General features: G+C 76.0%; 23 protein-coding genes and 1 pseudogene. 14 read left to right on the top strand and 10 right to left on the bottom strand.

The features are described 5' to 3' along the window. Positions 1-18: 18 nt before the first annotated feature. On the top strand, positions 19-588 hold the full coding sequence (locus CRP29_RS07745; protein WP_097194874.1) for a hypothetical protein: 570 nt from the start codon (positions 19-21) through the stop codon (positions 586-588). 16 nt (positions 589-604) lie between these two features. Here CRP29_RS07745 and CRP29_RS07740 read toward each other — a convergent pair whose 3' ends face one another. Then, on the bottom strand, positions 605-874 hold the full coding sequence (locus CRP29_RS07740; protein ID WP_097194464.1) for a helix-turn-helix domain-containing protein: 270 nt from the start codon (positions 872-874) through the stop codon (positions 605-607). 123 nt (positions 875-997) lie between these two features. Between CRP29_RS07740 and CRP29_RS07735 the strand changes: the two genes are divergently transcribed. The 4 genes from CRP29_RS07735 (at position 998) to CRP29_RS07720 (ending at position 5,111) form a co-directional block, all read left to right on the top strand. Beyond that, the gene (locus CRP29_RS07735) at positions 998-1,729 is read left to right on the top strand and encodes an SAF domain-containing protein (protein ID WP_097194463.1); all 732 of its coding nucleotides are present in this window, start codon (positions 998-1,000) and stop codon (positions 1,727-1,729) included. Beyond that, positions 1,729-3,024 carry a CpaE/TadZ family protein gene (locus CRP29_RS07730; RefSeq protein WP_097194462.1) on the top strand — a complete coding sequence of 432 codons (1,296 nt, stop codon included), beginning with the start codon at positions 1,729-1,731 and terminating at the stop codon, positions 3,022-3,024. Before CRP29_RS07735 ends, CRP29_RS07730 begins: the two co-directional genes overlap by 1 nt. A 68-nt stretch (positions 3,025-3,092) precedes the next feature. Further along, on the top strand, positions 3,093-4,472 hold the full coding sequence (locus CRP29_RS07725; RefSeq protein WP_097194461.1) for a WS/DGAT/MGAT family O-acyltransferase: 1,380 nt from the start codon (positions 3,093-3,095) through the stop codon (positions 4,470-4,472). Between the two features lie 126 nt (positions 4,473-4,598). Then, positions 4,599-5,111: a DUF6912 family protein gene (locus tag CRP29_RS07720; protein ID WP_097194460.1), complete on the top strand. Its 513-nt coding sequence runs from the start codon at positions 4,599-4,601 to the stop codon at positions 5,109-5,111. An 11-nt stretch (positions 5,112-5,122) separates the two neighbouring features. Here CRP29_RS07720 and CRP29_RS07715 read toward each other — a convergent pair whose 3' ends face one another. Beyond that, the gene (locus CRP29_RS07715) at positions 5,123-9,295 is read right to left on the bottom strand and encodes a type VII secretion EssC family protein (protein ID WP_176522877.1); all 4,173 of its coding nucleotides are present in this window, start codon (positions 9,293-9,295) and stop codon (positions 5,123-5,125) included. A 154-nt stretch (positions 9,296-9,449) separates the two neighbouring features. Here CRP29_RS07715 and CRP29_RS07710 point away from each other — a divergent pair, with 154 nt between their 5' ends. Together CRP29_RS07710 and CRP29_RS07705 are read left to right on the top strand one after the other, a co-directional pair. Further along, positions 9,450-9,743, top strand: coding sequence for a WXG100 family type VII secretion target (locus CRP29_RS07710; protein ID WP_097194458.1), 294 nt, complete (start codon positions 9,450-9,452; stop codon positions 9,741-9,743). A 95-nt stretch (positions 9,744-9,838) separates the two neighbouring features. Next, positions 9,839-10,360 (top strand): annotated as a pseudogene (locus CRP29_RS07705) (MaoC family dehydratase); the annotation flags it as partial. A gap of 27 nt (positions 10,361-10,387) precedes the next feature. Here CRP29_RS07705 and CRP29_RS07700 read toward each other — a convergent pair. Next, complete coding sequence (locus CRP29_RS07700; RefSeq protein WP_097194873.1) at positions 10,388-10,810, bottom strand: NUDIX hydrolase; 423 nt, start codon at positions 10,808-10,810, stop codon at positions 10,388-10,390. A gap of 67 nt (positions 10,811-10,877) precedes the next feature. Here CRP29_RS07700 and CRP29_RS07695 point away from each other — a divergent pair, with 67 nt between their 5' ends. The 4 genes from CRP29_RS07695 (at position 10,878) to CRP29_RS07685 (ending at position 13,375) form a co-directional block, all read left to right on the top strand. Continuing rightward, the gene (locus tag CRP29_RS07695) at positions 10,878-11,501 is read left to right on the top strand and encodes a DUF6758 family protein (RefSeq protein ID WP_097194457.1); all 624 of its coding nucleotides are present in this window, start codon (positions 10,878-10,880) and stop codon (positions 11,499-11,501) included. A gap of 173 nt (positions 11,502-11,674) precedes the next feature. After that, the gene (locus CRP29_RS22660; RefSeq protein WP_176522876.1) at positions 11,675-11,833 is read left to right on the top strand and encodes a hypothetical protein; all 159 of its coding nucleotides are present in this window, start codon (positions 11,675-11,677) and stop codon (positions 11,831-11,833) included. Positions 11,834-11,841: 8 nt separating this feature from the next. Then, positions 11,842-12,468, top strand: coding sequence for a PH domain-containing protein (locus CRP29_RS07690; RefSeq protein ID WP_097194456.1), 627 nt, complete (start codon positions 11,842-11,844; stop codon positions 12,466-12,468). Positions 12,469-12,517: 49 nt separating this feature from the next. Then, the gene (locus tag CRP29_RS07685; protein WP_097194455.1) at positions 12,518-13,375 is read left to right on the top strand and encodes a PHP domain-containing protein; all 858 of its coding nucleotides are present in this window, start codon (positions 12,518-12,520) and stop codon (positions 13,373-13,375) included. Between the two features lie 9 nt (positions 13,376-13,384). Here CRP29_RS07685 and CRP29_RS07680 read toward each other — a convergent pair whose 3' ends face one another. The 4 genes from CRP29_RS07680 to CRP29_RS07665 are packed head-to-tail and all read right to left on the bottom strand — an operon-like array spanning position 13,385 to position 18,003. Continuing rightward, the gene (locus CRP29_RS07680; protein WP_097194454.1) at positions 13,385-14,254 is read right to left on the bottom strand and encodes an oxygenase MpaB family protein; all 870 of its coding nucleotides are present in this window, start codon (positions 14,252-14,254) and stop codon (positions 13,385-13,387) included. Further along, positions 14,251-15,159: an alpha/beta fold hydrolase gene (locus CRP29_RS07675; protein WP_097194453.1), complete on the bottom strand. Its 909-nt coding sequence runs from the start codon at positions 15,157-15,159 to the stop codon at positions 14,251-14,253. The genes CRP29_RS07680 and CRP29_RS07675 overlap by 4 nt, the downstream gene beginning before the upstream one ends. 43 nt (positions 15,160-15,202) lie before the next feature. Continuing rightward, positions 15,203-16,333 carry an outer membrane protein assembly factor BamB family protein gene (locus tag CRP29_RS07670; RefSeq protein ID WP_097194452.1) on the bottom strand — a complete coding sequence of 377 codons (1,131 nt, stop codon included), beginning with the start codon at positions 16,331-16,333 and terminating at the stop codon, positions 15,203-15,205. Then, entirely contained in the window at positions 16,333-18,003 is a 1,671-nt protein-coding gene (locus tag CRP29_RS07665; RefSeq protein ID WP_245852618.1) for a DEAD/DEAH box helicase, read from the bottom strand. The genes CRP29_RS07670 and CRP29_RS07665 overlap by 1 nt, the downstream gene beginning before the upstream one ends. A gap of 388 nt (positions 18,004-18,391) precedes the next feature. Between CRP29_RS07665 and CRP29_RS07660 the strand changes: the two genes are divergently transcribed. Next, complete coding sequence (locus CRP29_RS07660; protein WP_217991495.1) at positions 18,392-19,042, top strand: ferritin-like fold-containing protein; 651 nt, start codon at positions 18,392-18,394, stop codon at positions 19,040-19,042. A gap of 158 nt (positions 19,043-19,200) precedes the next feature. On the opposite strand, the gene CRP29_RS07655 is transcribed toward CRP29_RS07660, so the two are convergent. Both CRP29_RS07655 and CRP29_RS07650 read right to left on the bottom strand, forming a co-directional pair. Beyond that, positions 19,201-19,440, bottom strand: coding sequence for a DUF3107 domain-containing protein (locus CRP29_RS07655; RefSeq protein ID WP_097194450.1), 240 nt, complete (start codon positions 19,438-19,440; stop codon positions 19,201-19,203). A gap of 94 nt (positions 19,441-19,534) precedes the next feature. Beyond that, entirely contained in the window at positions 19,535-20,182 is a 648-nt protein-coding gene (locus CRP29_RS07650) for a TetR/AcrR family transcriptional regulator (RefSeq protein ID WP_097194449.1), read from the bottom strand. Between the two features lie 69 nt (positions 20,183-20,251). Between CRP29_RS07650 and CRP29_RS07645 the strand changes: the two genes are divergently transcribed. After that, the gene (locus CRP29_RS07645; RefSeq protein ID WP_245852616.1) at positions 20,252-21,286 is read left to right on the top strand and encodes an alpha/beta fold hydrolase; all 1,035 of its coding nucleotides are present in this window, start codon (positions 20,252-20,254) and stop codon (positions 21,284-21,286) included. Positions 21,287-21,373: 87 nt separating this feature from the next. Then, positions 21,374-22,318 (top strand): DUF3152 domain-containing protein, encoded by a 945-nt coding sequence (locus CRP29_RS07640; protein ID WP_097194448.1) that lies wholly within the window; start codon positions 21,374-21,376, stop codon positions 22,316-22,318. Positions 22,319-22,379: 61 nt separating this feature from the next. On the opposite strand, the gene CRP29_RS07635 is transcribed toward CRP29_RS07640, so the two are convergent. Further along, entirely contained in the window at positions 22,380-23,273 is an 894-nt protein-coding gene (locus CRP29_RS07635; RefSeq protein WP_097194447.1) for a hypothetical protein, read from the bottom strand. Between the last annotated feature and the right edge of the window lie 76 nt (positions 23,274-23,349).

Below are 23,349 nucleotides of genomic sequence, written 5' to 3'. Positions count from 1 at the left end.
GATGCGGAGGTGGCGCCGGTGCGGTGGCAGCAGCTGTTCGCGGATCTGGAGGCACGGTTCGAGGCCGAGCAGGACGCGGCCGACCGGGCCGAGACGGCGTCCCGGGTGCGGCACGAGGTCGGTGCCCTGCGGTGGGCGGACCGGGTGGCGGGCGCCCTCGGCGCACCTGTCGTGCTGCAGTGCCGGGGAGCCGGCCCGGTGGCCGGGACGCTGGGCGACGTGGGCAGCGACTGGCTGCTCCTGGTGGACGACCAGGGGCGGGAGAACCTGGTGGCGAGCGCTGCGGTGCGGGCGATCGGTGGCCTCGGGCGGCGCACGGCGCCGGCGGAGGAGGTCGGTCCGGTCCGGGGCCGGCTGGATCTGCGGCGTGCCCTGCGAGGTCTCGCGCGCGACCGCGCCGCGGTGCAGATCGTCCTGGACGACGGCACGTCGCTCGTGGGCACGATCGACCGGGTGGGCGCCGACTACGTGGAACTCGCCGAGCACGCCGCCGACCTGCACCGGCGGGCGGAGGCGGTCCAGGGGGTGCGCACCGTCGTCCTGGACGCCGTGGTCGTGGTGCGCTCGGTGCTGCCCGGTCCGGGCTGAGCCGGGGGAGGCGCGGTCAGGCCGAGGGGGTGGCCCCGGAGCTGTCGGCGGTGGCCTCGGCGGCCTCGTCCGGCTCTGCGGGCGGCGGCACCGTGCCGGCGCGCGCCTCGGCGTACTTCTGCTGGATGAAGCGCTCGAGCTCGTCGACCTCGACCCGCCACTGGCCGCGCCCGCCGATCTGGATGGCGATGAGCTCCTTGCGCCGCACGAGGGCGTACGCCTGGGACCACGAGACGTTGAGGATCTCGGCGACGTCGTCCAGCGTCAGGAAGCGGGGCGTGGGCATGGGGTCCTCTCCATCCGGTGCCGCCAGTCTGTCAGCCGCACCGGTGACCTGTGAGAGCCGTCCACACCCGAACGTGTGGATGACGGGAGCGGGCAGGCGCACTCCTGACGCACCATCTGCACCGTGACCGCCGTCCGGCCCGCCCCGCCACCCACGAGCCCGCTTGCCGCCGGCCCGGCACCGCGCCGGGTCCGCCCGCCGCGGTGGCTGGACCTGCGGCTGCTGCTCGGGATCCTGCTCGTCCTGGGGTCGGTGCTGCTCGGTGCCCGGATCGTGGGTGGCGCGGACGCCACCGTGCCGGTCTGGGCCGCGGCCGGGGACCTGGCCGCCGGCACCGAGCTCGGCGCGGACGACCTGGTCGCCGTCGACGTGCGCCTCGACGAGGCCGCGGACGCCTACCTGTCCACGGCGACGCGTCCGGCGGGCCGCGCCCTCGCGCGCGCCGTCCGGTCGGGTGAACTGCTCCCCGCCTCGGCCCTCGAGGAGCCGGCCGACCTGGTGCAGGTGGCGCTGCCGGTCCAGGCCGGATTCGTGCCGCCCGGCCTCCGGCGGGGCGGGCTGGTCGACGTCTACGCGGTGGCCGACCCCGCGGTCGGCGCCACGACGACCACGGGCGGGAGCGTGACGCCGGTCGTCGTGCGGGCGCCGGTCCAGGCCCTGTCCGGCCGGACCGACGGCGTCCTGTCGACCCCGACCGCGACGGTCCAGGTGGTGGTGTCGGTCGCCGAGGACGAGGCCGCCGCGGTGCTCGCCGCGATCGCCGGCCGGCCGCTCGTGGTCGTGGTGCACGAGTCGGTGGAGGGGAACGCCGACGAGGCCGGCCGGGCGCCGTCGGCGGCGGGACCGAACGGCTGATGGCCGTGCAGGTGTTCACCGCGGTCACCGGTGCCGCATGGGAGTCCGCGCTGGTGGGCGCGCTCGACCGGGCCGACCACGGCGTCACCGTGGTGCGGCGCTGCGTGGACGTGTCCGAGCTGCTCGCTGCCGCGGCGACCGGGACGGGGCAGGCCGCGCTGCTCTCGGCCGAGCTCCGCCGCCTGGACGGCGACGCGGTGGCCCGGCTCACCGCCTCCGGTGTGGCGGTCGTCGGTCTGGTGGAACCCGGCGACGACCGGGCGGCCGACCGGCTGCGCCAGCTGGGCGTGGCGCACGTGCTCCCGGCCGACGCCGAGGCCGGGGTCATCGCACAGGCGCTGCGGGAGGCGGTTGCGGGCGCCCCGGCGGCGCCCCGCGACGTCGCAGACCCGCAGGCGGCGCTGCCGGCGCTGGGCGCGCCGTCGGCGGATCGGGAGCGCCCGCTGGGGTCGGGCCGGCTGGTCGCCGTGTGGGGCCCGACGGGTGCTCCCGGCCGCACGACGGTCGCGGTCGGTCTGGCGGACGAGGCGGCGCGGCTCGGAGTGTCCGCCCTGCTGGTGGACGCCGACGTCTACGGCGGGGTGGTCGCGCAGGTCCTGGGACTGCTCGACGACTCGCCAGGGCTGGCCGGCGCGGCCCGCCAGGCGAGCGCGGGCACCCTCGACGCGGCGGCTCTGGTGCGCCTGGCGTGGGCGGTGCGGCCCGAGCTGCGCGTGCTCACCGGGCTGGCCCGGGCCGATCGATGGCCGGAGCTCCGTCCGCGTGCGGTCACGACGGTGCTCGAGGAGGCGCGCCGGCTGGCCGAGCTGACCGTCGTCGACTGCGCCTTCAACCTGGAGGACGACGAGGAGCTCTCCTTCGACACCGCGGCGCCCCGCCGCAACGGGGCGACGCTGGCGGTGCTGGAGGCCGCCGACACCGTGCTGTGCGTCAGCGGCGCCGATCCCGTCGCCCTGCAGCGCAGCGTGCGGGCGCTCGACGAGCTGCGCGAGGTGCTCCCGGACGTGGATCCGGTGGTGGTCGTCAACCAGGTGCGGCGCGGCCCGGTGCCGGGTGATCCGCGTCGGGAGATCGCGACGGCGCTCGAGCGGTTCGCCGGCCGGCAGGTCGCGTTCTTCCTCTCCGCCGACCGTCGGGCCACGGATGCGGCGCTCGCCGCGGGACGGACGCTCGCCGAGGTGGCGCCCGGATCGGCGCTGCGCGAGGAGCTGCGGGCGATGGCGGCCGTCCTCGTCGAGGTGCCCGAGCCGGCGTCGGGGCGGCGCGGGTTGCGTGGGGCCCGGAAGACGGGCTGACCGGTGGAGTGTCCGCGGACCGTCTGCCGTCGTAGCGTGACCTTCCGTCCCTACCCGTGAGGAGTGCCATGGTCGAGCGGCTGAGCCCGCTGGACGCCTCGTTCCTCTACCTGGAGGAGCCGGCCACTCCCATGCACGTGGGCGGGGTGCTCGTGCTCGAGACGCCACCCGGCGGGCTGGACGCGCTGGAAGCGCTGGTCGCGGCCCGGCTGGCGCTGGTGCCCCGCTACCGGCAGCGGGTGGTCGAGGTGCCCGGCCACCTCGCCGATCCGGTGTGGGTCGACGACCGCGAGTTCGACCTGGCCTACCACCTGCGGCGTTCCGGGCTGCCGCGGCCGGGCACGGAGGCGCAGCTGCTGGACCTCGTGTCCCGGCTGGCGTCTCGGCCGCTGGATCGGAACCGGCCCCTGTGGGAGGCGTACCTGATCGACGGGCTCAGCGGGAACCGGGTGGCGGTCATGACGAAGACGCACCCGGCGCTGGTGGACGGGCTGAGCGCGATCGACATCGGGCAGGTGCTGCTCGACGTCGATCCGGCGGCCGCGGCGCCCGAGCCGGCCGACTGGCAGCCGGCCCGCGCGCCCGGCGGGGCCGAGCTGGTCCTGCAGGCGCTCGACGAGTACGTCCGCCGCCCCTCGTCGATGGTGGGCGCTGCGCGGGCCGCGGTGACCGACGTCCGGTCCACGGCGGCGCGGGTCGGGGGAGTGGCGGGCGGGCTGCTCCGGGCGGTGCGGTCCACGGTGCTGCCGGCCCCGCACAGCCCGCTGAACGCGCCGGTCGGGCGGGCACGACGCGTGGTGGTGGCCCGCGCCCGCATCGACGACCTGGACCGGGTGCGCGCGGCGCACGGTGGCACCGTCAACGACGTCCTGCTGACCGTGCTCACCGGTGCCTTGCGGGAGTGGCTGCTCTCCCGTGGCGAGCCGGTGGTCGCGGGCACCTCGGTGCGGGCGCTGGTGCCGGTGTCGCTCCAGGACGACGAGCCGGGCTGGGGAAACCGGGTGACCTCGCACCTCGTCGACCTGCCGGTGGGGGAACCCAACCCGCGGGTCCGGCTGGCCCGGCTCGGATACGCGATGCGCGGCGTCGGCGTTCCCGGCCGCTCCGTGACCGCCGACGGTCTCATCGCGCTGACCGGCTTCGCGCCGCCCACCCTGCACGCCCTCGGCGCGCGTGCGGCGCGGGGTCTCTCCCGGCGGCTGTTCAACCTCGTGATCACCAACGTGCCCGGCCCCCAGGTGCCGCTCTACGCCGCCGGGGGCCGGATGCTCGAGGTCTTCCCCGTCGTGCCGCTGGCGCGGGGGCAGGGGCTGTCCATCGGGATGACGAGCTACAACGGCACGGTCTTCTTCGGGTTCAACGCCGACCGGGACACCGTCGGGGACGTGGACGTCCTCGCGGACCTGATCGGGCAGCAGGTGGCGGAGCTGGTCGAGACCGCCGGCTGACGGTCGCGACCGGAGCCGGACTCCACCGGACCACGTCGTGGACCACGTCGTGGACCGCCCGCCGGGGCTGCCGGCGCACGCTCCGGGATACCGTCGTCCTCCCATCGTCGACAGGAGGGATCCGGCGTGCGCGTGTACCTGCCGGCCACCACGACCGTGCTGCGGACGCTGGTGGACGAGGGGCTGCTGGCCGGCCCGCACACGGCGTTCGCGGTCACTCCGCAGCTCCGCGAGTTCTACGAGCGCAGCGACGCCGAGGCCGACCAGGAGGAGCTGGAGTACGCGGCGCTGCTGACCGCGGCCCGCGCGAGCCTCCGCCTGCTCGACGTCGACCCGACCGCTCCCCGGCGCCGGGTGGTGCTGGCCGCGGACGTGCCGGACGACCAGGTGAGCCCGATGGACGATCCGCACGTGGAGCGCGGCGCGGTACGGATCGGCGTCGACGTCCGGATGCGGGACGTCGCCAGCGCCCACATCGACGGCAGCGACGCCGAGGAGGACGTGCGGGCCGCCACGAACGTGGTCCTCGAGGCCGACCTGGGCAGCGAGGACGCGCAGTTCGTCGTCGACCAGGCGGAGGGTCACGAGCTGGGCTGGTACGCCACGCAGGAGCTGGGCGCGGCACTCGAGCTGCTCTGAGGCGCGCACCGTCAGCCCGCCGGCACCGTCGCGGGCGGAACCCGGGCGACCTGGACCCGCTCGGCGCGGCCGTCCGTGACCAGCCAGCCGCTGCCCGGCCGCGCGGGCAGCGGTAGGCGGGGCAGCCGGATGCCGAGCGTCTCGGCGTCCGCGGGGCTCGCGCAGAGCAGCAGGCCGGTGCGCGCGCGGCGGAGCGCGGCCACCGGCCCCTGGTAGTGGCTGATCAGCTGGGCCGGGCTCCCCGCCGCCAGGAGGGCGAGCCCGCTCCGGGCGCCCAGCGGCGGCAGCCCCGCCAGTCCGCCGCACTCCGGTCCGGAGCCGAGGTCGTCAGCGACGAGTACCCCGCGGCGTCCGTCGAGCCCGTCGACCCAGGCGGCGACGGCCCGGGCATCGGCCGGATCGAGGTACCCACCCGGCGCGTCGGTCGGACCCCCGGGCCGGGGCGGCGCCAACCAGGCGACCTCCGCCCCCGCGTCGGCCAGCCGTCGCGCCCATGCCTCGACCGCGGACGTGCGGCCGCTGCCCGGCGGGCCGACCACCAGGAGGCCGCCGCTGCGGCCCAGGTCGACCTCGAGCGGTGTCCCGTCGTCACCGCCGGGGCCGATCGGCAGGAGCCACCGCCCGGGGTCCGCGGCCGCGACCGGCCCGGGTGCCGGCGGCAGTGCCGGGTCGGCCGGCAACTCGACGATCCGGACGGGTGGCGCCCCGTCGGCGACGGGGCCGTCGATCCGCGGGGCGGGCGGGCCGGGGAACGCCAGCTGGCACTCCCGCGCGTCCTCGCCGAGCAGCGCCCGGCCGGGCGGCCGGGACGCCGGGACGGATCGGCCCGGCACCCCGGCGACGGCGTAGTCGGCCCGGTCGGGGAGAGGGAGGAGCAGGCGCATCCGTGCGGCCGAGGCCAGTCGCCCGCCGGGCGCGGCCCGGTCCGCGGTCAGCACGCAGGTCAGCCCGACCGCGGCACCGTCCCGGAGCAACCGCAGCAGTCCATCGGACCCGCGCCCGGGCTCGGACTCGTCCAGCAGGGACCCGACGGCCTCCAGCCCGTCCACGAGGAGGAGCAGGAGCGGACCGGGTCGTGCCGCCGGCGTGGCCCGTCGCACGTCGATCTCCCGGTTCAACCGGTCCACCAGCCGGACGGTCCGGAAGGCATCGGCGCCGCCGACCGCGGTGCCGGTGTGGGAGAGCGCGGCCGCCTCGGCGGAGAGGCCGCCGCCTCCGGCGTCGAGCACGTGGACGTGCAGCTCTCCGGGCCCGAGCCGGGCCGTTGCGGACCGCAGCACGGTGCGCAGGAGCGTGCTCCGGCCGCTGCGCGGACCGCCCACGGCCAGCACTCCACCTCCGTCGGCGAGATCGAGCTCCAGGGGCTCGCGGGACTGCCGGTCGGGCCGGTCGACCAGGCCGATCGTCAGTCGGCTGGGTGGTCCCTCCGCGGACCGCCCGGCCGTGCGGCCGTCGACGTCCTGAGGGGGGAGCAGGTCCGGCAGGGGTGGTTGCCAGGGTCTGTGCGGGGCCGGCGTGCCGCGCACCTCCGCCGCCCGGGACAGCGCCTCGACCAGTCGGGACAGGTCCGTGGTGCCGGTGGCAGCGGGCCGCCGGGCGGGCGGATTCCCCAACGGCCAGGACCAGCGCCGCACCTCGGCCGCGTTCCGCGCACCCGGGCCCGGGAGGGCCACCCGCGCCACCTGCAGGACGCGCGGCTCGGCGCTGCCGGTCCGCAGGATCGCCCGGCCGGGGAGGTGGACCGGCAGGTGGGCCGCGGCAGGAGTGCCCACGACGTCGCGGGAATCCGACTCGTCCGTCGTGCGCAGGCAGATGCGCAGCGTGCTGTTGGCCCGGATCTCGGGGGAGACGACCCCGCCGGGGCGCTGCGTCGCCAGCACGAGGTGGATCCCGAGCGAACGACCGCGCTGCGCGATGCCGACCAGACCGGGTATGAATCCGGGCAGCTCCTCGACGAGGGTGGCGAACTCGTCGACCACGATCACCAGCCGGGCCAGGTCGACGGATGCGGGCAGCGCCGCGAGGTCCGGAACGCCGTGCGCGGCCAGGAGGGCCTCGCGCCGGGAGAGCTCCGCGGTCAGGGACCGGAGGGCGCGCGCGGTGGCCGACCCGTCCAGATCGGTGAGCAGCCCGACCGTGTGCGGCAGCCGGGCCGCCTCGGCGAAGGCGGCACCGCCCTTGTAGTCGACGAGCAGGAAGGAACAGCGTTCCGGGGGATGGTTCAGCGCCAGCCCGGCGATGAGTGACTGCAGCAGTTCGGACTTCCCCGATCCGGTGGTCCCCGCGACGAGGGCGTGCGGCCCGTCGCGGCACAGGTCGATCTCCACCGGCCCGTCGACGGAGCGGCCCAGCGCGGTGCGCAGGGCGTTCCGGTCGTCCGGCCACCGACCTCCGGCGACGCCCCGGGCGTCCGGACGCATCGCCCACCCGGGGAGCTCGAGCAGCCGGACGTCGGCAGGGAGCGTGCCCGCCGAGGTCGCGGGCACGAGGTCGGCCAGCCCGCGGGACAGCTCCGCCGCCAGCTCGGCCGCCATCCGGTCGACGAGCACGGCGGTCCGGTCGGTGGCGCCGTCCTGGGCGAGGACGGCGGAGCTCGCGGTCTCGCCGGTGAGGGTCAGCGTGGCGTCGACCGCGACGGGGACCTCGCCGGACCGCTCCGCCGTGGTGAGGACCGCCACGCCCGCGCCCCGGGCGGCGCGGAGCAGTGCCGCCGTCCGCCCGTCGACCCGCCGGTCCACGACGACCAGCGGGCGGCCCGCGGTGCCGGCCAACGCCGCCGCAGCCCACGCATGCGGGGCCGTGTCGTCCCCGGGCCGACCGGGCGGGACATCGGGGACCACGTGCACCGCGCCGGCCGGCAGGTGGGGCAGCCACCGGGCCCAGGTCCAGTCGGCGAGGTGCTCGGGGCAGGTCAGCAGGAGCAGGCGCACGCCGTCCGGCGGATGCAGCGCGCCCAGCTGCGCGAGCACCGCCCGCAGCACACCGAGCGACTGCGCCCGCGGGCCGACGAGCGCCAGACCTCCGGTGGCCGCGAGGTCCACCGTCACGGGCAGGTGCTCTGCGACCGCACGCTCCCGCCGGCCGTCGTCCTCGATCCGGGTGACCCGCACCGGGCCCGGCCCCGTCCCGACCCGGACCACCAGCGGTCCACCGGCCTGCGGGCGACCGCTCCAGACCAGGGCGGTGCGGCGGCGCACGGCGGCCGCGATCGTCGCCGGGTCGGGGTGTTCCTGCTCGGCGGCCCGGACGTCGTCGGCGACCGCGTCGTCCAGCTCCCGGTGGGCCGCCGCCAGCTCCTCGCGGTAGGCGGCGCGCTCGCGCCTGCTGCTGCGCCGTCCGGACCACCGTTCCGACGCCCACGTGCCCAGCGCCACCAGGGGGCTGAGGAGAGCGAAGAACAGGAACGTCGGCGTGCGCAGGAGCCAGGCCAGCAGGATCCCGCCGACAGCCGGCAGCAGGACGGCGACCCACGCCAGCCGGCGTCGGGGCGCGTCGGCCGGAGGACGGGGGAGAGTCACCTCCCGCTCCTCGCGCAGCACGCGCAGCCGGTGCGGGGGTCGGACCCGGGTGCGCCCGCCGGCGGTCGGTTCGAGCACCGCCGGTGGCTCCGAGGAACTGCTGATCGCGAGGGTCGAGGCGCCCAGTCGCAACCGGGCCTCCGGCGGCCACCGCCGGAGCCGGTCGTCCAGCGGGACGCCCGCCAGCAGGCTGCCGTTGGTCGAGCCGACGTCGCGCACCTCGACCTCCCCGTCGCCGACCCGGATCTCCAGGTGCTGCCGCGAGACGTCGGGATCGGCGAGGCGGACGCCGCACGCCCCGTCCCGCCCGACGAGGTGCAGCCCCCGGCCGAGCGGGAGACCGCGGCCGGCATCCGGTCCACCGAGCACCCGCAGCTCCAGGGGGCTGGCGTCGGGCGAGGGTGGTGCGGACGGTCCCGCCACCCCGAGGAGGGCACCGTGCCGCAGGGGCGGTGAGCCGAGGGACGTCTCCCCGCCGAGGGGCGACGACCCGTCCCACAGCTCGGCGACCGGCACGCCCAGGGCCCGCCGCAGCAGCGGGAGCACATCGGCCAGCCGCTGGTCGTCGGCGGCGACGACCTCGACGTCGACAGCGCCCTCCTCGCCACGCAGCGTCCAGCACCGGGAGGTACGCGGGGGCCGGGAGCCCGCCGGAGGTGTGGTCACCGGCGCATGGTGCCGGTTCGGCCGGGCTCGGCGGGCCGTGCCGGCCGGGTCTGTGGACAACGGGGCGGGTTGTGGACGAGCGGGCTCGTCGGCGAGCTCGCCGACCTACCGTTCGCCGCGACCGGGACGGTCCCGGGACGGAGGAGGAAACGCCATGAAGGTCGACATCGCCACGCTGCAGTCGATGGCCGGGCAGTGCCGCAGCGAGGCCGCGGAGAGCACCGCTCGCCAGGCCACCCTGTCGGGGAACATCAACTCGTCCGTGCTCGACGGCTGGACCGACTCCCAGGCGGCGGTGCAGTTCACCCAGCTCTACGAGCAGTGGCGTCGCTCCGCCCAGAGCCTCAGCGACGCCCTCAACGGCATGGGCGGGCTGCTCAGCAGCGTGGCCGGCTCCTACCAGCAGCACGAGGCCGACATGGCCGCCCGGATCGGTGCCCTGCTCTGACCGGCCGGGCTCCCGGCGACGCCCGCGCGGGGCTCTCGGCGTGCGCGGCCGAGGGGCGTCCGTAGGATCACGACCCGTCCACGCGCGCGTCGAGTCGGGAGCGGTCCATGCAGTTCGGTCGGTACTACGAGGAGTTCGAGGTCGGGGCGGTCTACAAGCACTGGCCCGGGAAGACCGTCACCGAGTACGACGACCACCTCTTCTGCCTCATCACGATGAACCACCACCCGCTGCACATGGACGTGAACTTCGCGGAGAACACGACCGAGTTCGGCAAGAACGTCGTCGTCGGCAACTACATCTACTCGCTGCTGCTCGGCATGAGCGTCGCCGACGTCTCGGGCAAGGCCATCGCCAACCTCGAGGTCGAGTCGCTGCGGCACGTCGCCCCGACGTTCCACGGCGACACGATCTACGGCGAGACGACGGTCCTCGACAAGACCGAGTCCAAGTCCAAGGACGACCGCGGCGTCGTCTACGTCGAGACCATCGGCTACAAGCAGGACGGCACGATCGTCTGCATCTTCCGCCGCAAGGTCATGGTGCCCAAGCGCTCCTACGGCGAGGCCCGGGGCGGCGAGCAGCCCGGCCGCCCGACCCCGATCCCGCGCGGCTGAGCTCCCGGGCGCGCAGCCGGCCGGCGGTCAGGAACCTCTGGCCGGCAGCGCGCCCCACGCGCGCAGCGTCTCCAGCAGGCGCGGCGTGCACGGCAGCCGGTCCAGGGTGGCGGCGTCGGCGAACTGCACGTCCGCCGCGTCGTCCCCGGCCACCGGCTCCGCCGGGGGTCCGAGCAGCGTGCACACGAAGTCGGTCACCTCGTAGACGACGCCGTCCCCGGGGATCGAGAGCCGGCCCACGACGGCGCCCGGCCGGACGTCCAGGCCGGTCTCCTCCCGCACCTCCCGCACGACCGCCTCCGGGAGCGTCTCGCCCGGCTCGACGCGCCCACCGGGGACCGACCAGAGCCCGGCCGACGGGGCGTGGCCGCGCTGGATCAGCAGCAGCCGCCCCGCGTCGTCCACGACGACCGCACCCACGCACGGCACCACCGGGAGATCCGCAGGCATGACCGGCACGCTACGGGGCTGCTCCCGCGCTTGACGATTGCCGCCGGTCACAGGACGGTTATGCCCGATGAGCGTCTCGCCGGTCTGCCCCCGCTGCGGCGAGCCGTTGAAGGTCCGGCCTGGGGCCAGCGCGCAGGCCTGGTGCCATCTGCACGGCGCCGTCACGCCGCTGCACCACACCGTGCTGGTGGCGCACGACGCCATCGCCGCCGTCACCGCGGACGCACGGGTGCCCGCCTGGGTGCCCGATCCGATGCCCGCCGGCTGGTCGGTGACCGGGCTGGCGTGGGGCGGTGAACCGGGCGCCCGCGCGATCGTCGTCGACACCGCCGGTCCCGCTCCGCTGGGCGGCTCCGCCGAACTGGTGCTCGTCGCCGAGGAACCGGGGACCGGGGTGGGCTGCGGCTACGCCGGGCTGCCGGGGCTCGACCCGGGGGACGTCATCTCCGGACCGTCGTCGGTTGCCGTGCAGGCAGCCGGCCAGCGGGCCCCGCTGTGGGCCGTCCCCACCACCGACGACCGTGCCGCCTTCGTGGGCGAGGCCTACGGGGTCTGGCTGTGGCTGGTCACCTGGCCGATGAACGCTGCGTGGTTGCTGGCGGAGGAGCCGCGGCTGCTCGACCTGCGCGAACGCATCTACCCCGACCTCCCGCTGGGCCCGCCCAGCGAGCACCTCCTGCCGGGGACCTGACGCGCGGCCGGCCGGACCGGGCCGCCTCGGTTCATGATCGGCGCGTCGCGACCGGTGCCCGTGAGGTCTGTGTTACCCATGGGACGAACGCGTCCGCCGCATGTCCGGCGGGTCTTCCCACGCAGACCGGAGCTCCTTCCGGCCTGCCCGTTCGAGCCCCCTCGGAGGTGGCGGTGAACCTGAAGAAGGTCCTCACCTGGCTCCTGGTCGCCTTCGTGGTCTGGTACGTCATCCAGAACCCGGAAGGCTCCGCGGAGATGGTCCGCAACGCCGGCAACGCCCTCGGGGACGCCGCGACGTCCCTCTCCGAGTTCGTCGGCTCGCTCACCTGAGGCCAGGCGTGAACGCGCCCCCGGTCCTCCCGACCCGCGCCGGCAAGGACGCCGACAAGTACCTGCTGCCCGGCGAGGACGTCGTCCTGGCCACCCGGCGCCACTGGGCCGTGCTCGTCGAGCCCACGGTGCGCTTCCTGCCGGTGTTCACCCTCGGCGGCTGGCTGCTCCTGCTCGACCCCGACAACGCGGTGACCAGCGTCGTCGGGCTGGTCGTGGTGCTGGGCGCGCTCGTCTACTACGCCCTGCGCGTCGGCGAGTGGTGGATGCGGCACTTCATCGTCACGAGGCGGCGGGTGCTGCTGACCTCGGGCGTCATCGTGCGCACCGTGACGCTGCTGCCGCTGCGCCGGATCACCGATCTGACCTGGGAGGAGACCTTCTTCGGCCAGATCCTCGGCTACGGCAGCTTCCGGTTCGAGTCCGCCGGCCAGGACCAGGCGCTGCGGCACATCACCTTCATGCCCGACGCCAAGCACGTCTACAAGGAGGTCAGCGGCCTGCTGTTCAGCGCCGACTGGGGCGGCGCGGCGGCCGGCGACGACGAGGGCAACCCGGACAGCGAGCGATCGCCGCAGGCCCCGGCCCCCCGGCGCGACACCGAGCCGATCCCGCCGCTGAGGCCACCGGAGTGAGCGCCCTCCGCCGGGTGCGCCGGCCCCGTGTGCGGCAGGCTGGGCGCTGATGCGCATCGACCTGCACACCCACTCGTCGGTGTCCGACGGCACCGAGTCGCCGGCCGAGCTCATGCGCACCGCGCGGGCCGCCGGGCTGGACGTCGTCGCGCTCACCGACCACGACACCGCCGACGGCTGGGCCGCCGCGCGGGAGGCCCGCCCGGCCGGGCTCACCGTCGTCCCGGGCATGGAGCTCTCCTGCCGGTGGTTCCCGGACGACCAGCCGCCGATCAGCGTGCACCTGCTGGCCTACCTGTTCGACCCGGACTCCCCAGCGCTGTCCGCAGAGCGGGCCCGGCTGCGGGAGGAGCGGCTCAGCCGCGGGGAGCGGATCGTCGACGCGCTGGCCGCGGACGGCTACCCGGTGGTGTGGGCCGAGATCGTCGCGGCCTCCGCCGGCGGCGTGGTCGGCCGCCCGCACGTCGCGCGGGCCCTGGTGCGCGCCGGCGTCGTCGCGTCCGTCGACGCCGCCTTCGCCACCCTGCTGCACCACCGCAGCCCCTACTACGCGAGCAAGGCCGACACCGACGTCCGGCACGGCATCGCGCTGGTGCGGGCCGCCGGGGGAGTGCCGGTGTTCGCGCACGGGCTGGCCACCAAGCGCGGCCGGGTCGTCGACGACGCGGCCATCGCGGTGATGGCCGAGGCCGGCCTGCTCGGCCTGGAGGTCGACCACCCCGACCACAGCGACGACGAGCGGCGGCACCTGCGCGGCCTGGCCGCGGACCTCGGGCTGATCGTCACCGGGTCCAGCGACTACCACGGCACCAACAAGACGACGCCCATCGGCGCCTGTACCACCGCGCCCGAGCAGTTCGAGGCACTGATGGCCGCCGGTACCGGCGTCGCACCGTTCCGCGACTGACCGCCCGGCTCAGGCGCTGAGCCGCTGCGCGCCCACCCGCTCGTACCCGGCCCACACGATCGGCGAGCGCTGCGCCCGCTGCGGCAGCAGGAGCAGTCCCTGCCGGAACGCCCGCAGCGCGGGGGTGGCCGCGGCATCGGTCAGCCCCAGGCCCGGGAGCGAGTAGAGCCGCCGGGCCCAGGCCGGCAGCAGTGCGACGGCCAGCGAGGCGAGCCCGCCCCACGCCGGCTGGGCGGGGGTCAGGTAGCGCACCCACGTCGGCATCGGCGGCAGCACGACCAGGCGGTAGGCGTCCCGGGCGGCCGGGGTGGCGGACAGTTCGGGGCGCATCCGCTCGAAGTAGGCGGCCAGCTCGGCGACCGAGGCGGGCGCGTCGTCCGGGTCGGCGCCCACCAGCGCCGCCGCGGTGACCTGCTCGGCGACGTACCGGTCGGCGTCCTCGTCGGTCAGCGGCAGGCCGGCACGTCGGGCGACCGTCAGAAGCGAGTCGACCTCGCAGCAGTGCACCCAGAGCAGCAGGTCCGGATCGTCCACCCGGTAGCTGCGGCCGGTGGTCTCCTCGGTCCCGCCGAGCCGGCGGTGGATGCCGCGCACCCGGGCCACCGCGCGGACCGCCTCGGTGCGGGTGCCGAAGGTGAGCGTGTCGACGTAGGTGGCGGTGCGGATCAGCCGCGGCCACGGCTCCTCGGTGAACCCCACGGAGTTGCGCGCGACGCCGTCCATCGCCACCGGGTGCAGCGCCTGCAGCAGCAGGGCGCGCAGCCCGCCGACGGAGAACGACGGGTCGGCGTGCACCCGCCAGGTGACGCTGTCCGGGCCGAAGAAGCCCAGCCGGTCCTCCTCGGCCGTCCACTCCGTCCGCGGGGGCAGCCGGGTCATCGACCGACCGGCACGCTCGACCAGAAGTCGCACAGGATCTCGACCGTGCGCGGTGGGTTCTCGACGGCGGGGGAGTGGATCGAGTCGTCGATGACCTCGTGCCGCGCGCCCAGCCGCTGGGCCATCTCCGCCTGCACGTGGGGCATCCACGCGTCGTCGGCCTCGCCGTGCGCCACCAGCACCGGCAGGCCGGTCGCCTTCAGCTCCTCGACCCGGTCCGGTTCGGCGAGCATCGCGTCGGCCATGCCCCGGAGCCCCGCCCCGGAGTTGCGCAGGAAGCGGCGCGCGTAGAACTCGCGGGTGGGCGCCGGCACCGCCTGCGCCTTGGGGTCGGTCATCGCCAGCTGCTCCATGGTCTCGTGCACCAGTTGCACGCCCCCGGACTCGAGCAGCGGGGCGAGGTGGTCCAGCAGCTCCGCGCGGCCGCCGGTGAGCTGCGCGGGACCCGAGCCCAGCAGGGTGAAGGAGCAGAACAGCTCGGGCACGGTGAGGACCGCGGCGCGGGTGACCAGGCCGCCGAAGCTGTGGCCGAGCAGGTGCACCGCTCCGCCGGTCTCCGTCGCGAGCACGCGGGCCACGGCGACGACGTCCTCGGCGAGCTCCGCCACCGAGTAGCGGTCCGGGTCGTCCGGGCCGGGCGACTCGTACTGGCCGCGCTGGTCGATCGCCACGACCTGGTAGCCGGAGGTGGCCAGCGGCGCGAGCAGCGGCGCGAAGTCCTCCTTGCTCCCGGTGTAGCCCGCGACCATGAGCACCGTGCCCTCGGACGCCGGCCCGGTGTCCAGCGCGGCGAGCGGGCCCGCGCCGCCCTCGAAGGTGCGGGCGGCCGCGCCGTGATCGGCCAGCTGGCGCAGATCCGTGGGCGCGACGGAGGGGGACGGGTCGGGACCGGAGGGCAGGGCCATGTTCCCCAGTGAACCGCGCTCCGCCGGTCCCCGTCACGCGGGGTCACCGGTAGGTGCGGACCTCGTCGGCCAGCCGGAGGACGACGGCGGGCCCGACGACGGTCGCCGTCCCGTCCGGGGGCACCTCGCCGGCCGCCCAGCGGCCGAGTTCGTCCCCGGTCCGCGCGTCCCGGCGCACGAACCCGTCGGCCGTCGGCACGACCACCTCCGGTCCGTCGGCGCCGGTCGCGGCGGGCAGCCCGTCGGCCGGGGCGGTCCAGCGCACCGCGCCGCCGGCCGGGTCGACCGCCGAGAGCGTGCCCCCGACGCGGACGAGCACGAGCCCGGCCGCCGTCGTCTGCTGCACGGTGTCCCCGGGCGCCGCCGGGAGGGTGGCCCGCAGCGCAGCGCCGTCCGGCGCGAAGAGCCGGACCTCACCGCCCACCCGCAGGCCGACGAGCGCGTCGGCACCGAGCAGGGCGACGTCGACGTCCTCCGGCACGGGGACGTCGACGGTCCAGTGCTCGGACCCGTCGAAGCCGTCGTAGAGCCGGAGCTGGACCACCTGGGCGCCCGCGCAGCGCTGCAGGACCGCGACCCCGGTGTCCCCGGCCACGGCGGACAGCCACGTGCAGCCCCCTGGCGCCCCGGCCCGCCAGCGCACGTTGTTGCCGACCGGGTCGAAGGTCAGCACCCCGGTGGGGCTGGTGGCCAGCACGATCGAGGCGGTCGAGGTCAGGACGGCGTCGCCGCGCAGGCTGAGGTTGCGCGTCCAGGTCCGCACCCCGGTGGCCGCGTCCAGGGCGACCGCCTCGTCGCAGCGGTCGGCGGTGCGGAACACCGCGACCGCCACGCCGTCGGTGACGGTCAGCCCGCAGAGCCGGGCGTTGCTGCGCGTGTAGTGCCAGGCCTCGTCGCCGGTCAGCGGATCCAGGGCGCGCACGCCGGAGTCCGAGCCGAGCAGCACCCGGCCTTCCTCGACGACGTCGGCAGGCGGACGGCCGCCGGCGGACCAGGCAGGGGAGAGGTCACCGGCCGGCGCCCCCGCGGGGACGCCGGCCGGTGCCGCGGTCGTGCTGTCGGTGGCCGCCGCCTCCGAGCCGCGCCACAGCAGCGCGGCGACCACGACGACGGCCAGGGTGGCCGCGATCCAGACCCACACCCGCAGGGGCGGGCGGACCGTCGACCGCTGCATCAGGCGCCGGCGGCCGGCTCCGCGCCACCGCGCCCGGCGCCGCCACGACGGCGACGACGGCGGCGCGGCTTGGCGTCGCCACCGGCGGCGCCGTCGGCTCCACCCTCGGCGCCGGCCTCGGCGCCCTGCGGAGCGGCGGACCCGGCCGGGGCCGTGGTCTCGCCGTCGGCGCCCGTGCCGCTGCGGGTGCGGCGACGCGGCCGGCTCTTCCCGGCGCTGGAGGAACCCTCGTCGCCGGCGGGGCCGTCGCCCTCGGACCGGCCGCGGGGGCCACGGTCGGAGGAGCCGCGGTCGGCGGCGGTCGTCGGACGGTTGCGCTTGCCGGTCTCGCCGAGGTCCTCGAGCACCTCGGCCTCCAGCCCCTCGCGGGTGCGCTGCGAGCGCGGCAGCCGGCCCTTGGCGTTCTCGGGGACGTCGAGGTCGGTGTAGACCCACGGCGAGGTGGAGTAGGTCTCCGGCGGGTCGTCGAACCCGAGGTCCAGCGCCTTGTTGATCAGCTGCCACCGCGGGATGTCGTCCCAGTCGACCAGCGTGACCGCGACACCCGTGCTGCCGGCCCGGCCGGTGCGGCCGATCCGGTGCACGTAGGTCTTCTCGTCCTCGGGGCACTGGTAGTTCACGACGTGGCTGACGCCGGTGACGTCGATGCCACGGGCGGCGACGTCGGTGGCGACGAGCACGTCGACCTTGCCGCTGCGGAAGGCGCGCAGCGCCTGCTCGCGGGCGCCCTGGCCCAGGTCACCGTGCACGGCGGCCGCGGCGAACCCGCGGTCGACCAGCTCGTCGGCGACCTTCTGCGCGGTGCGCTTGGTGCGGCAGAACACCATCACCAGGCCGCGGTCGCGCGACTGGAGCACGCGCGAGAGCAGCTCGGGCTTGTCGAGGTTGTGCGCCCGGTAGATGAACTGCGTGGTCTGCGGGACCGTCGAGCCCTCGTCGTTGCCGTGCGCGCGGATGTGCGTCGGCTGCGTCATGAACGAGCGGGACAGCGTCACGATCGGGCCGGGCATGGTCGCCGAGAAGAGCATCGTCTGGCGCTTGTCCGGGACCATCGCGAGGATCCGCTCGATGTCGGGCAGGAAGCCCAGGTCGAGCATCTCGTCGGCCTCGTCGAGGACGAGGACCTTGACCTTGCCCAGGATCAGGTCGCCGCGCTGGGCCAGGTCGAGCAGCCGCCCGGGGGTGCCGACGACGATCTCGACGCCGGCGCGCAGCGACTCGACCTGCGGCTCGAACGCGCGCCCGCCGTAGATGGCCTGCACCCGGATGCCGCGCTTGGTTCCGGCGGTCGCGAGGTCGCGGGACACCTGGACGCACAGCTCACGGGTGGGGACGACGACCAGCGCCTGGGGCACGCCGTCGCCGCCCTCGGCCGGCGGGACGACGCGCTGCAGCATCGGGACGCCGAAGCCGAGGGTCTTGCCGGTACCGGTGCGGGCCTGGCCGATCAGGTCGTGCCCGGCCAGCGCCAGCGGGAGGGTGAGCTCCTGGATGGCGAAGGTGCGGTGGATCCCGGCGTCGGCCAGCGCGGCCACGATGTCGGGGTGCACGTCGAAGTCGCTGAACAGCGGGCTGTCGGGCGCCACGGGGGCGCCGCCCAGCTCCTCGACCTGCGACTCGAGCTCCTCGGGAGCGGGAGCGCCGGTCTCGGCGTGCTCGAGGGCGGTCACCTCGGCGACGGCCGGGGACGTGGGGGGAGTGTTCTCGGTGGAGGTCAGCGGTCTCGCCTCTGGTCTGCTGGGGGCCGGCTCCGGCGGCGGGGATCCGCAGCGTCGGACCTGCCCCGCGTCGGTTGTCGCGGGATCGGTTCCAGCGCCGACGCGGCCAGCATGACCGGGCGTCCCTGCGGGACCTGCCCGGGAGACGGCCCCGGCAGGGGCGTCGTCCGACGGTCGTCAGCGCACGTGTTCACGGTGAACCGTGTGGTCCACCGGCGCCCATGGTAGCGCGGGCACGGGTTAGCCTCTGCGGCGCCGCACGCATGATGTGGTCTGCCCCACTCGCCCGGGACGGCGTGCCGCCCCGCCCACGTCGAGCCCCGAGTCCCAGGAGACCTGTGTGAGCCAGCCCGAGCCCGGAGCCGTCGTCGACCTGCTGGGCGTGCTGGCCTACGCGGAGCTGACCGCCTTCGACCGGCTGGCCGAGGACGCCCGCCTGGCGCCCACCCTCACCGGCCGTGCCGCGCTGGCCCGGATGGCGGCCGCGGAGATCGCCCACCACGTGCGGCTCACCGACCGCCTGGTGGAGCTGGGCGCCGACCCGGCCGCGGCCATGGCCCCGTTCACCTCCGCCCTGGACACCTTCCACGAGAGCACCCGGCCGAGCACCTGGCTCGAGGGCCTGGTCAAGGCCTACGTCGGTGACGGGCTGGCCGCGGACTTCTACCGCGAGATCGCCGCCTTCCTGCCCGAGCCCGACCGGCTGCTCGTGCTCGAGGTGCTCGACGACACCGGGCACGCCGACTTCGCCGTCCGCGAGGTCCGCGCCGCGATCGTCGCGGACCGCCGGCTCGCCGGGCGGCTGGCCCTGTGGGGACGGCGGCTCGTGGGCGAGGCGATCAGCCGGTCGCAGGCGGTCATCGCCGAGCACGACGGGCTGGCCGACCTGATCATCACCGGGACCGGCGACCTGGCCGGCGTCGGCCGGCTGATCGAGCGGATCACCAGCGCGCACACCGAGCGCATGACCACCCTGGGTCTGAACCCGTGACGAAGGGGACGTCTCCGCGGTAGCGGAGACGTCCCCTTCTGTCGTTCGGTTCTGTCGTGGCGAGTGGGGCCCGGAGGGTCCCGCGCAGCCGCGACGCAGCGGCTCAACGACCGTCGGGGACGGCCATTGGTCGCGGTGTCGGCCGGAGGCCGACAGTGTTACTGCGCGCCGGCGATGAAGCCGACCCGCCGCTGGTCGGGCTGCGCGATCTCGACGTAGGCGATGCGGTCGACGGGGACGACGACGCGACGACCCCGCTCGTCGACCAGGGTCAGCAGGCCGTCCTTGGTCGTGCCGGACATGGCTGCCGACACCTCCGCAGCGATCTCGTCAGGGGTCTTGGGGCTGTCGATGACCAGCTCCCGGGGGGAGTGCTGGACGCCGATCTTGACTTCCACGTGGGCGATGCCTCCTCGGTTCGCGCGACTGGGACCAACGCTAGTCCAGCCGCAGGGTGACGGGCCGCCGGAGCGGGTGCGCCGACAGCGAACGTCAGTCGAGCGGCAGGCCGCCATCGACCCGCGGGAAGCCGGAGATGCCGCGCCACGCCAGCGAGGACATGAGGGCGACGGCCTCGTCGCGCGAGACCGTGCCCTTGCGGGGCAGCCACCAGCGGGCGCTGGCCTCGGCCAGCCCGGTGAGCCCGGAGGCCAGCAGCAGCGCCCGCTCCGCGTCGGCGCCGGTGTCGGCGGCGATGACCTCGGCGATCGCCTCGACGCACGCGCCGGTGCCGCGGTCGACGATCGCCCGGACGTCGGCGTCGTTGCGCAGGTCGGACTCGAAGACCAGGCGGAACGCCTCGCCCTCGGCGTCGATGAAGTCGAAGTAGGCGCCGACGGCGGCGTCCACGCGGGCCCGGTTGTTGTCGGTGGCGGCCATCGCCTCCGCGACGCGGTCGGCCAGCTCGGAGACCTGCTCCTCCAGCAGCGCCAGGTACAGCTCCCGCTTGCCCGGGAAGTGCTGGTACAGCACCGGCTTGCTCACCCCGGCGCGGTCGGCGATGTCGTCCATGGCGGCCGCGTGGAAGCCCTGGGCGACGAACACGTCCTGCGCCGCGCGCAGCAGCTGGATGCGCCGGGCCCCCCGCGGCAGTCGGGCGGTGCGCCGGTTGGCGGCGGGGGCTGGGCGTGAGGGCTGCATGGCACCGGGATGCTACCGGCGGCTCGCTCTCCGCCATCGCGCGATCGGCGCTGGATTACCGTCGAGGTGATGTCCGAGATGACCAGCGCCGACGGCGACGGCGCCCTGGCCGCCGCCGATCCCGCCGTCGACTCCTCGACCGCCCTGCCCGGGCTGGGCACCCTGCTGCCGCCGTGGCCGGGCGGGCAGCTGCCGGTCGGCGGCGGGGACGTCTTCGTGCGGTGCACGCCGTGGACCGGGCCGGTCGACGGCGGCCGGGACGGCGCCCCGCGCGAGCGCGCCCTCTACGTGCACGGCCTGGGTGGCGCCTCGACGAACTGGACCGACCTCGCCGCGCTGCTCGCCGTCCGCCTCGAGGGCTGGGCGCTCGACCTGCCGGGGTTCGGGCAGTCCACGCCGCCGCCGCGGGGGCGGTACTCCATCCGCGGCCACGTGCGGGCCGTCGTCGACGTCCTCGAGCACATCCGGCAGCAGCCGGGCGATGCCCAGGGCCAGCCGGTGCACCTCCTCGGCAACTCGCTCGGAGGGCTGGCGAGCCTGCTGGTCGCCGCCCGGCGGCCGGACCTCGTGGGCTCCCTGACGCTGATCTCCCCGGCGATGCCGGTCTACCGCGTGCCGCCGGCGTTCAGCCGCGCGCTGCTGCTCCTGCTGCTGCCGGGAGCGACGTCGCTGGCCGAGCGCCGCCTGGCCGGGATCACCCCGGAGCAGAACGTCCGGTCCATGATCCGCATGTGCTTCGGGCAGCCCGACCGGGTGCCGAGGGAACGGGTCGAGCAGGCCGTGGCGGAGATGCGCGCCCGCGCCGAGCAGCCGTGGGCCGATCGTGCGCTGGCCGGCACGATGCGCGGGCTCATCACCTCCTACCTGCGGGTCGGCCGGGCCAACGCGTGGCGGATGGCCGGCTCGCTGCAGCGGCCGGCGCTGGTGGTCTGGGGCGACCGCGACCGGCTGGTCGACCCGGCGATGGCCCCGCGCCTCGCGGCGGCGATCCCCGACTCGCGGCTGCGGATCCTCGAGGGCATCGGCCACGTCGCGATGCTCGAGGCGCCGGAGCCGACCGCGCGCGCCGTGCTCGGCATGCTCGAGGCCCTGCCCGCCGGCTGAGCCCGACCGGCGTCTCCGGCTGCGGCCGCCACGCCACGCAGCGTGAGACCCTGACTCCGGACATCGGAGCAGAGCCAGGAGGTCGGAGTGTCGGGACGCCGCACCGACGGCCGGGTCGACCTCTCCGGTGGCCCGGGCCGGCCGGTCCGCGTCCGCCCCGCGCCGCTGGCCGCTGCGGCGGACCCCGTCCGTGGCCGGGCGCGCGCCCGGACGCCCGAGGGCCCCGTCCGCGGCTTCGTCCGCCGGTACGGCTGGCGGGCCTACGCCATCCCGTTCCTGACCCTGGTCACCCTGTTCGCCCTGGTCGACGTCGCGGTCGACGCGACGCCCGGCGCCGAGGTCGGCGCGACCAGCAGCGAGGCAGGGCTGTCGAGCAGTCAGGACGCCCCGGCCGCCGTGGCACTGCCCGATCCCGGCACGCCCCCCGCGGCTCCTGCCCAGGGAGACGCCGAGCCGAGCGAGCAGCCGGCCCGCGCGGAGGCCGACACCTACGTCGAGCAGGGCGCCGGCACCGTCTCGGTCGTCGACGGCAGTTCCCCGGTGTACGGCAGCGGCCCGCTGCGACGCTTCGTCGTCGAGGTCGAGGACGGCATCGAGGTGGACGGCGCCGTCTTCGCCCAGGCCGTCGAGGGAACGCTCGCCGATTCTCGCTCCTGGGGAGGGCGCGGTGACATGTCCTTCCAGCGGGTCGGGGTCACCGCGGCATCGGCGGGGGAGTTCGACTTCCGGGTGTCGCTGGTCAGCCCCGGCAGCATGGAGACCTACTGCCCCGGCGTGGGCACCGGCGGCTACACCTCCTGCCGCTACGGCGAGCGCGCGGTCATCAACCTCGCCCGGTGGATGACGGCGGTGCCGCACTACGAGGGCGACGTCGAGACCTACCGCCGCTACGTCGTCAACCACGAGGTCGGGCATGCGCTCGGGAACCGGGCGCACCCACCCTGTCCCGGCCCGGGGCAGCTCGCCCCGGTGATGCAGCAGCAGACCCTCGGCCTGGAGGGCTGCACGAAGAACGCCTGGCCTTACCCCTAACCCCGACCCCCAGCCCCGCGCTCGGCGCCGACCGCGGGGAACTGCACCCCTCCGCTGTCCGTCAGGCGTGTCGATCCCCGCGCTCGGCGAGCACCGCGCGGATCGTGACCAGGATGGTGTCGGGCCGGTGCATGTCGGCCGCCGTCACGTGCACGACGCGCCAGCCCGCGGCGACCAGCCCGTTCAAGCGTCTCCGGTCCCGGGCCAGCTGCCCGGGCTGTCCGTGCCAGGCGCCGTCGTACTCCACCGCCACTCGCTCGGCCACGAACGCGAGGTCCACCCGCGCCAGGAACCGGCCGTCGGCGTCGCGGACCACGAACTGCGGGACCGGCGTCAGTCCGGCCAGGCGCAGGAGGACCCGCAGCACGCTCTCCGGCGGGGATTCCGCCCGCTCGTCGGCGAGCTCCGCTGCCCGGCGCGCCCGGCGGCACCCTCGCCCGGTCGGGAGCGCGGTCACCGCCTCGTCCAGTTCGCCGGGCGTCAGGAGACCGCGCCCCAGGAGCACGTCGAGTGCGACGACCGAACCGGGGAGCGGTTCGGAGCGCGCGATGTCGAGCGCCGTCCTTGACGGTGTCGTGCACCGGTACCGGCCGGCGGTGCGGACCGACGACGGCGGCAGGGGGGAGCGGCGGATGCGCAGACCCGTCACGGGTCCGAAGCGGTCGCCCTCGGGCACGGTCACCTCGACGGGCATCCCGTCGTCCACCAGCGTCTCGGCGCCCAGCAGGAAGGCGGCGGACCGGCCGCTGAAAGCCGCGCTCGACGGCACGAGGAGAGCGGCGCCCGCGAGGGCGACGGCGTGGTCGTGCGGCAACCCGGCATCGGCGTAGACCCCCCGGTACAGCCGGCGCCAGGCGCGCGAGGACAGCTGGCGCCGGGTGAGCAGGCCGGCCGCAACGGCGTCCCGACCGCGGAAGACCCGGCCACGGAGCGGGGTGGGCCGGGCAGGGTGCACCGGGAGAGCCTGGCGCGACCGCGCCTCGCGCCGCTTCGCTCGTCCACAGCCCCGCCGAGCGCGGGGAACCGCACCT

Source organism: Blastococcus aggregatus (assembly GCF_900221005.1).
Classification (GTDB): Bacteria; Actinomycetota; Actinomycetes; order Mycobacteriales; family Geodermatophilaceae; genus Blastococcus; species Blastococcus aggregatus.
This window is presented reverse-complemented; position numbering and strand designations above follow the sequence as displayed.

Coding starts and splice junctions, on each gene's coding strand:
- CRP29_RS07645 (WP_245852616.1), top strand. CDS start 20,252: ATGTCCGAGATGACCAGCGCCGACGGCGACGGCGCCCTGGCCGCCGCC.
- CRP29_RS07685 (WP_097194455.1), top strand. CDS start 12,518: ATGCGCATCGACCTGCACACCCACTCGTCGGTGTCCGACGGCACCGAG.
- CRP29_RS07680 (WP_097194454.1), bottom strand. CDS start 14,254: ATGACCCGGCTGCCCCCGCGGACGGAGTGGACGGCCGAGGAGGACCGG.
- CRP29_RS07710 (WP_097194458.1), top strand. CDS start 9,450: ATGAAGGTCGACATCGCCACGCTGCAGTCGATGGCCGGGCAGTGCCGC.
- CRP29_RS07650 (WP_097194449.1), bottom strand. CDS start 20,182: ATGCAGCCCTCACGCCCAGCCCCCGCCGCCAACCGGCGCACCGCCCGA.
- CRP29_RS07695 (WP_097194457.1), top strand. CDS start 10,878: ATGAGCGTCTCGCCGGTCTGCCCCCGCTGCGGCGAGCCGTTGAAGGTC.
- CRP29_RS07700 (WP_097194873.1), bottom strand. CDS start 10,810: ATGCCTGCGGATCTCCCGGTGGTGCCGTGCGTGGGTGCGGTCGTCGTG.
- CRP29_RS07725 (WP_097194461.1), top strand. CDS start 3,093: ATGGTCGAGCGGCTGAGCCCGCTGGACGCCTCGTTCCTCTACCTGGAG.
- CRP29_RS07740 (WP_097194464.1), bottom strand. CDS start 874: ATGCCCACGCCCCGCTTCCTGACGCTGGACGACGTCGCCGAGATCCTC.
- CRP29_RS07675 (WP_097194453.1), bottom strand. CDS start 15,159: ATGGCCCTGCCCTCCGGTCCCGACCCGTCCCCCTCCGTCGCGCCCACG.
- CRP29_RS07730 (WP_097194462.1), top strand. CDS start 1,729: ATGGCCGTGCAGGTGTTCACCGCGGTCACCGGTGCCGCATGGGAGTCC.
- CRP29_RS07670 (WP_097194452.1), bottom strand. CDS start 16,333: ATGCAGCGGTCGACGGTCCGCCCGCCCCTGCGGGTGTGGGTCTGGATC.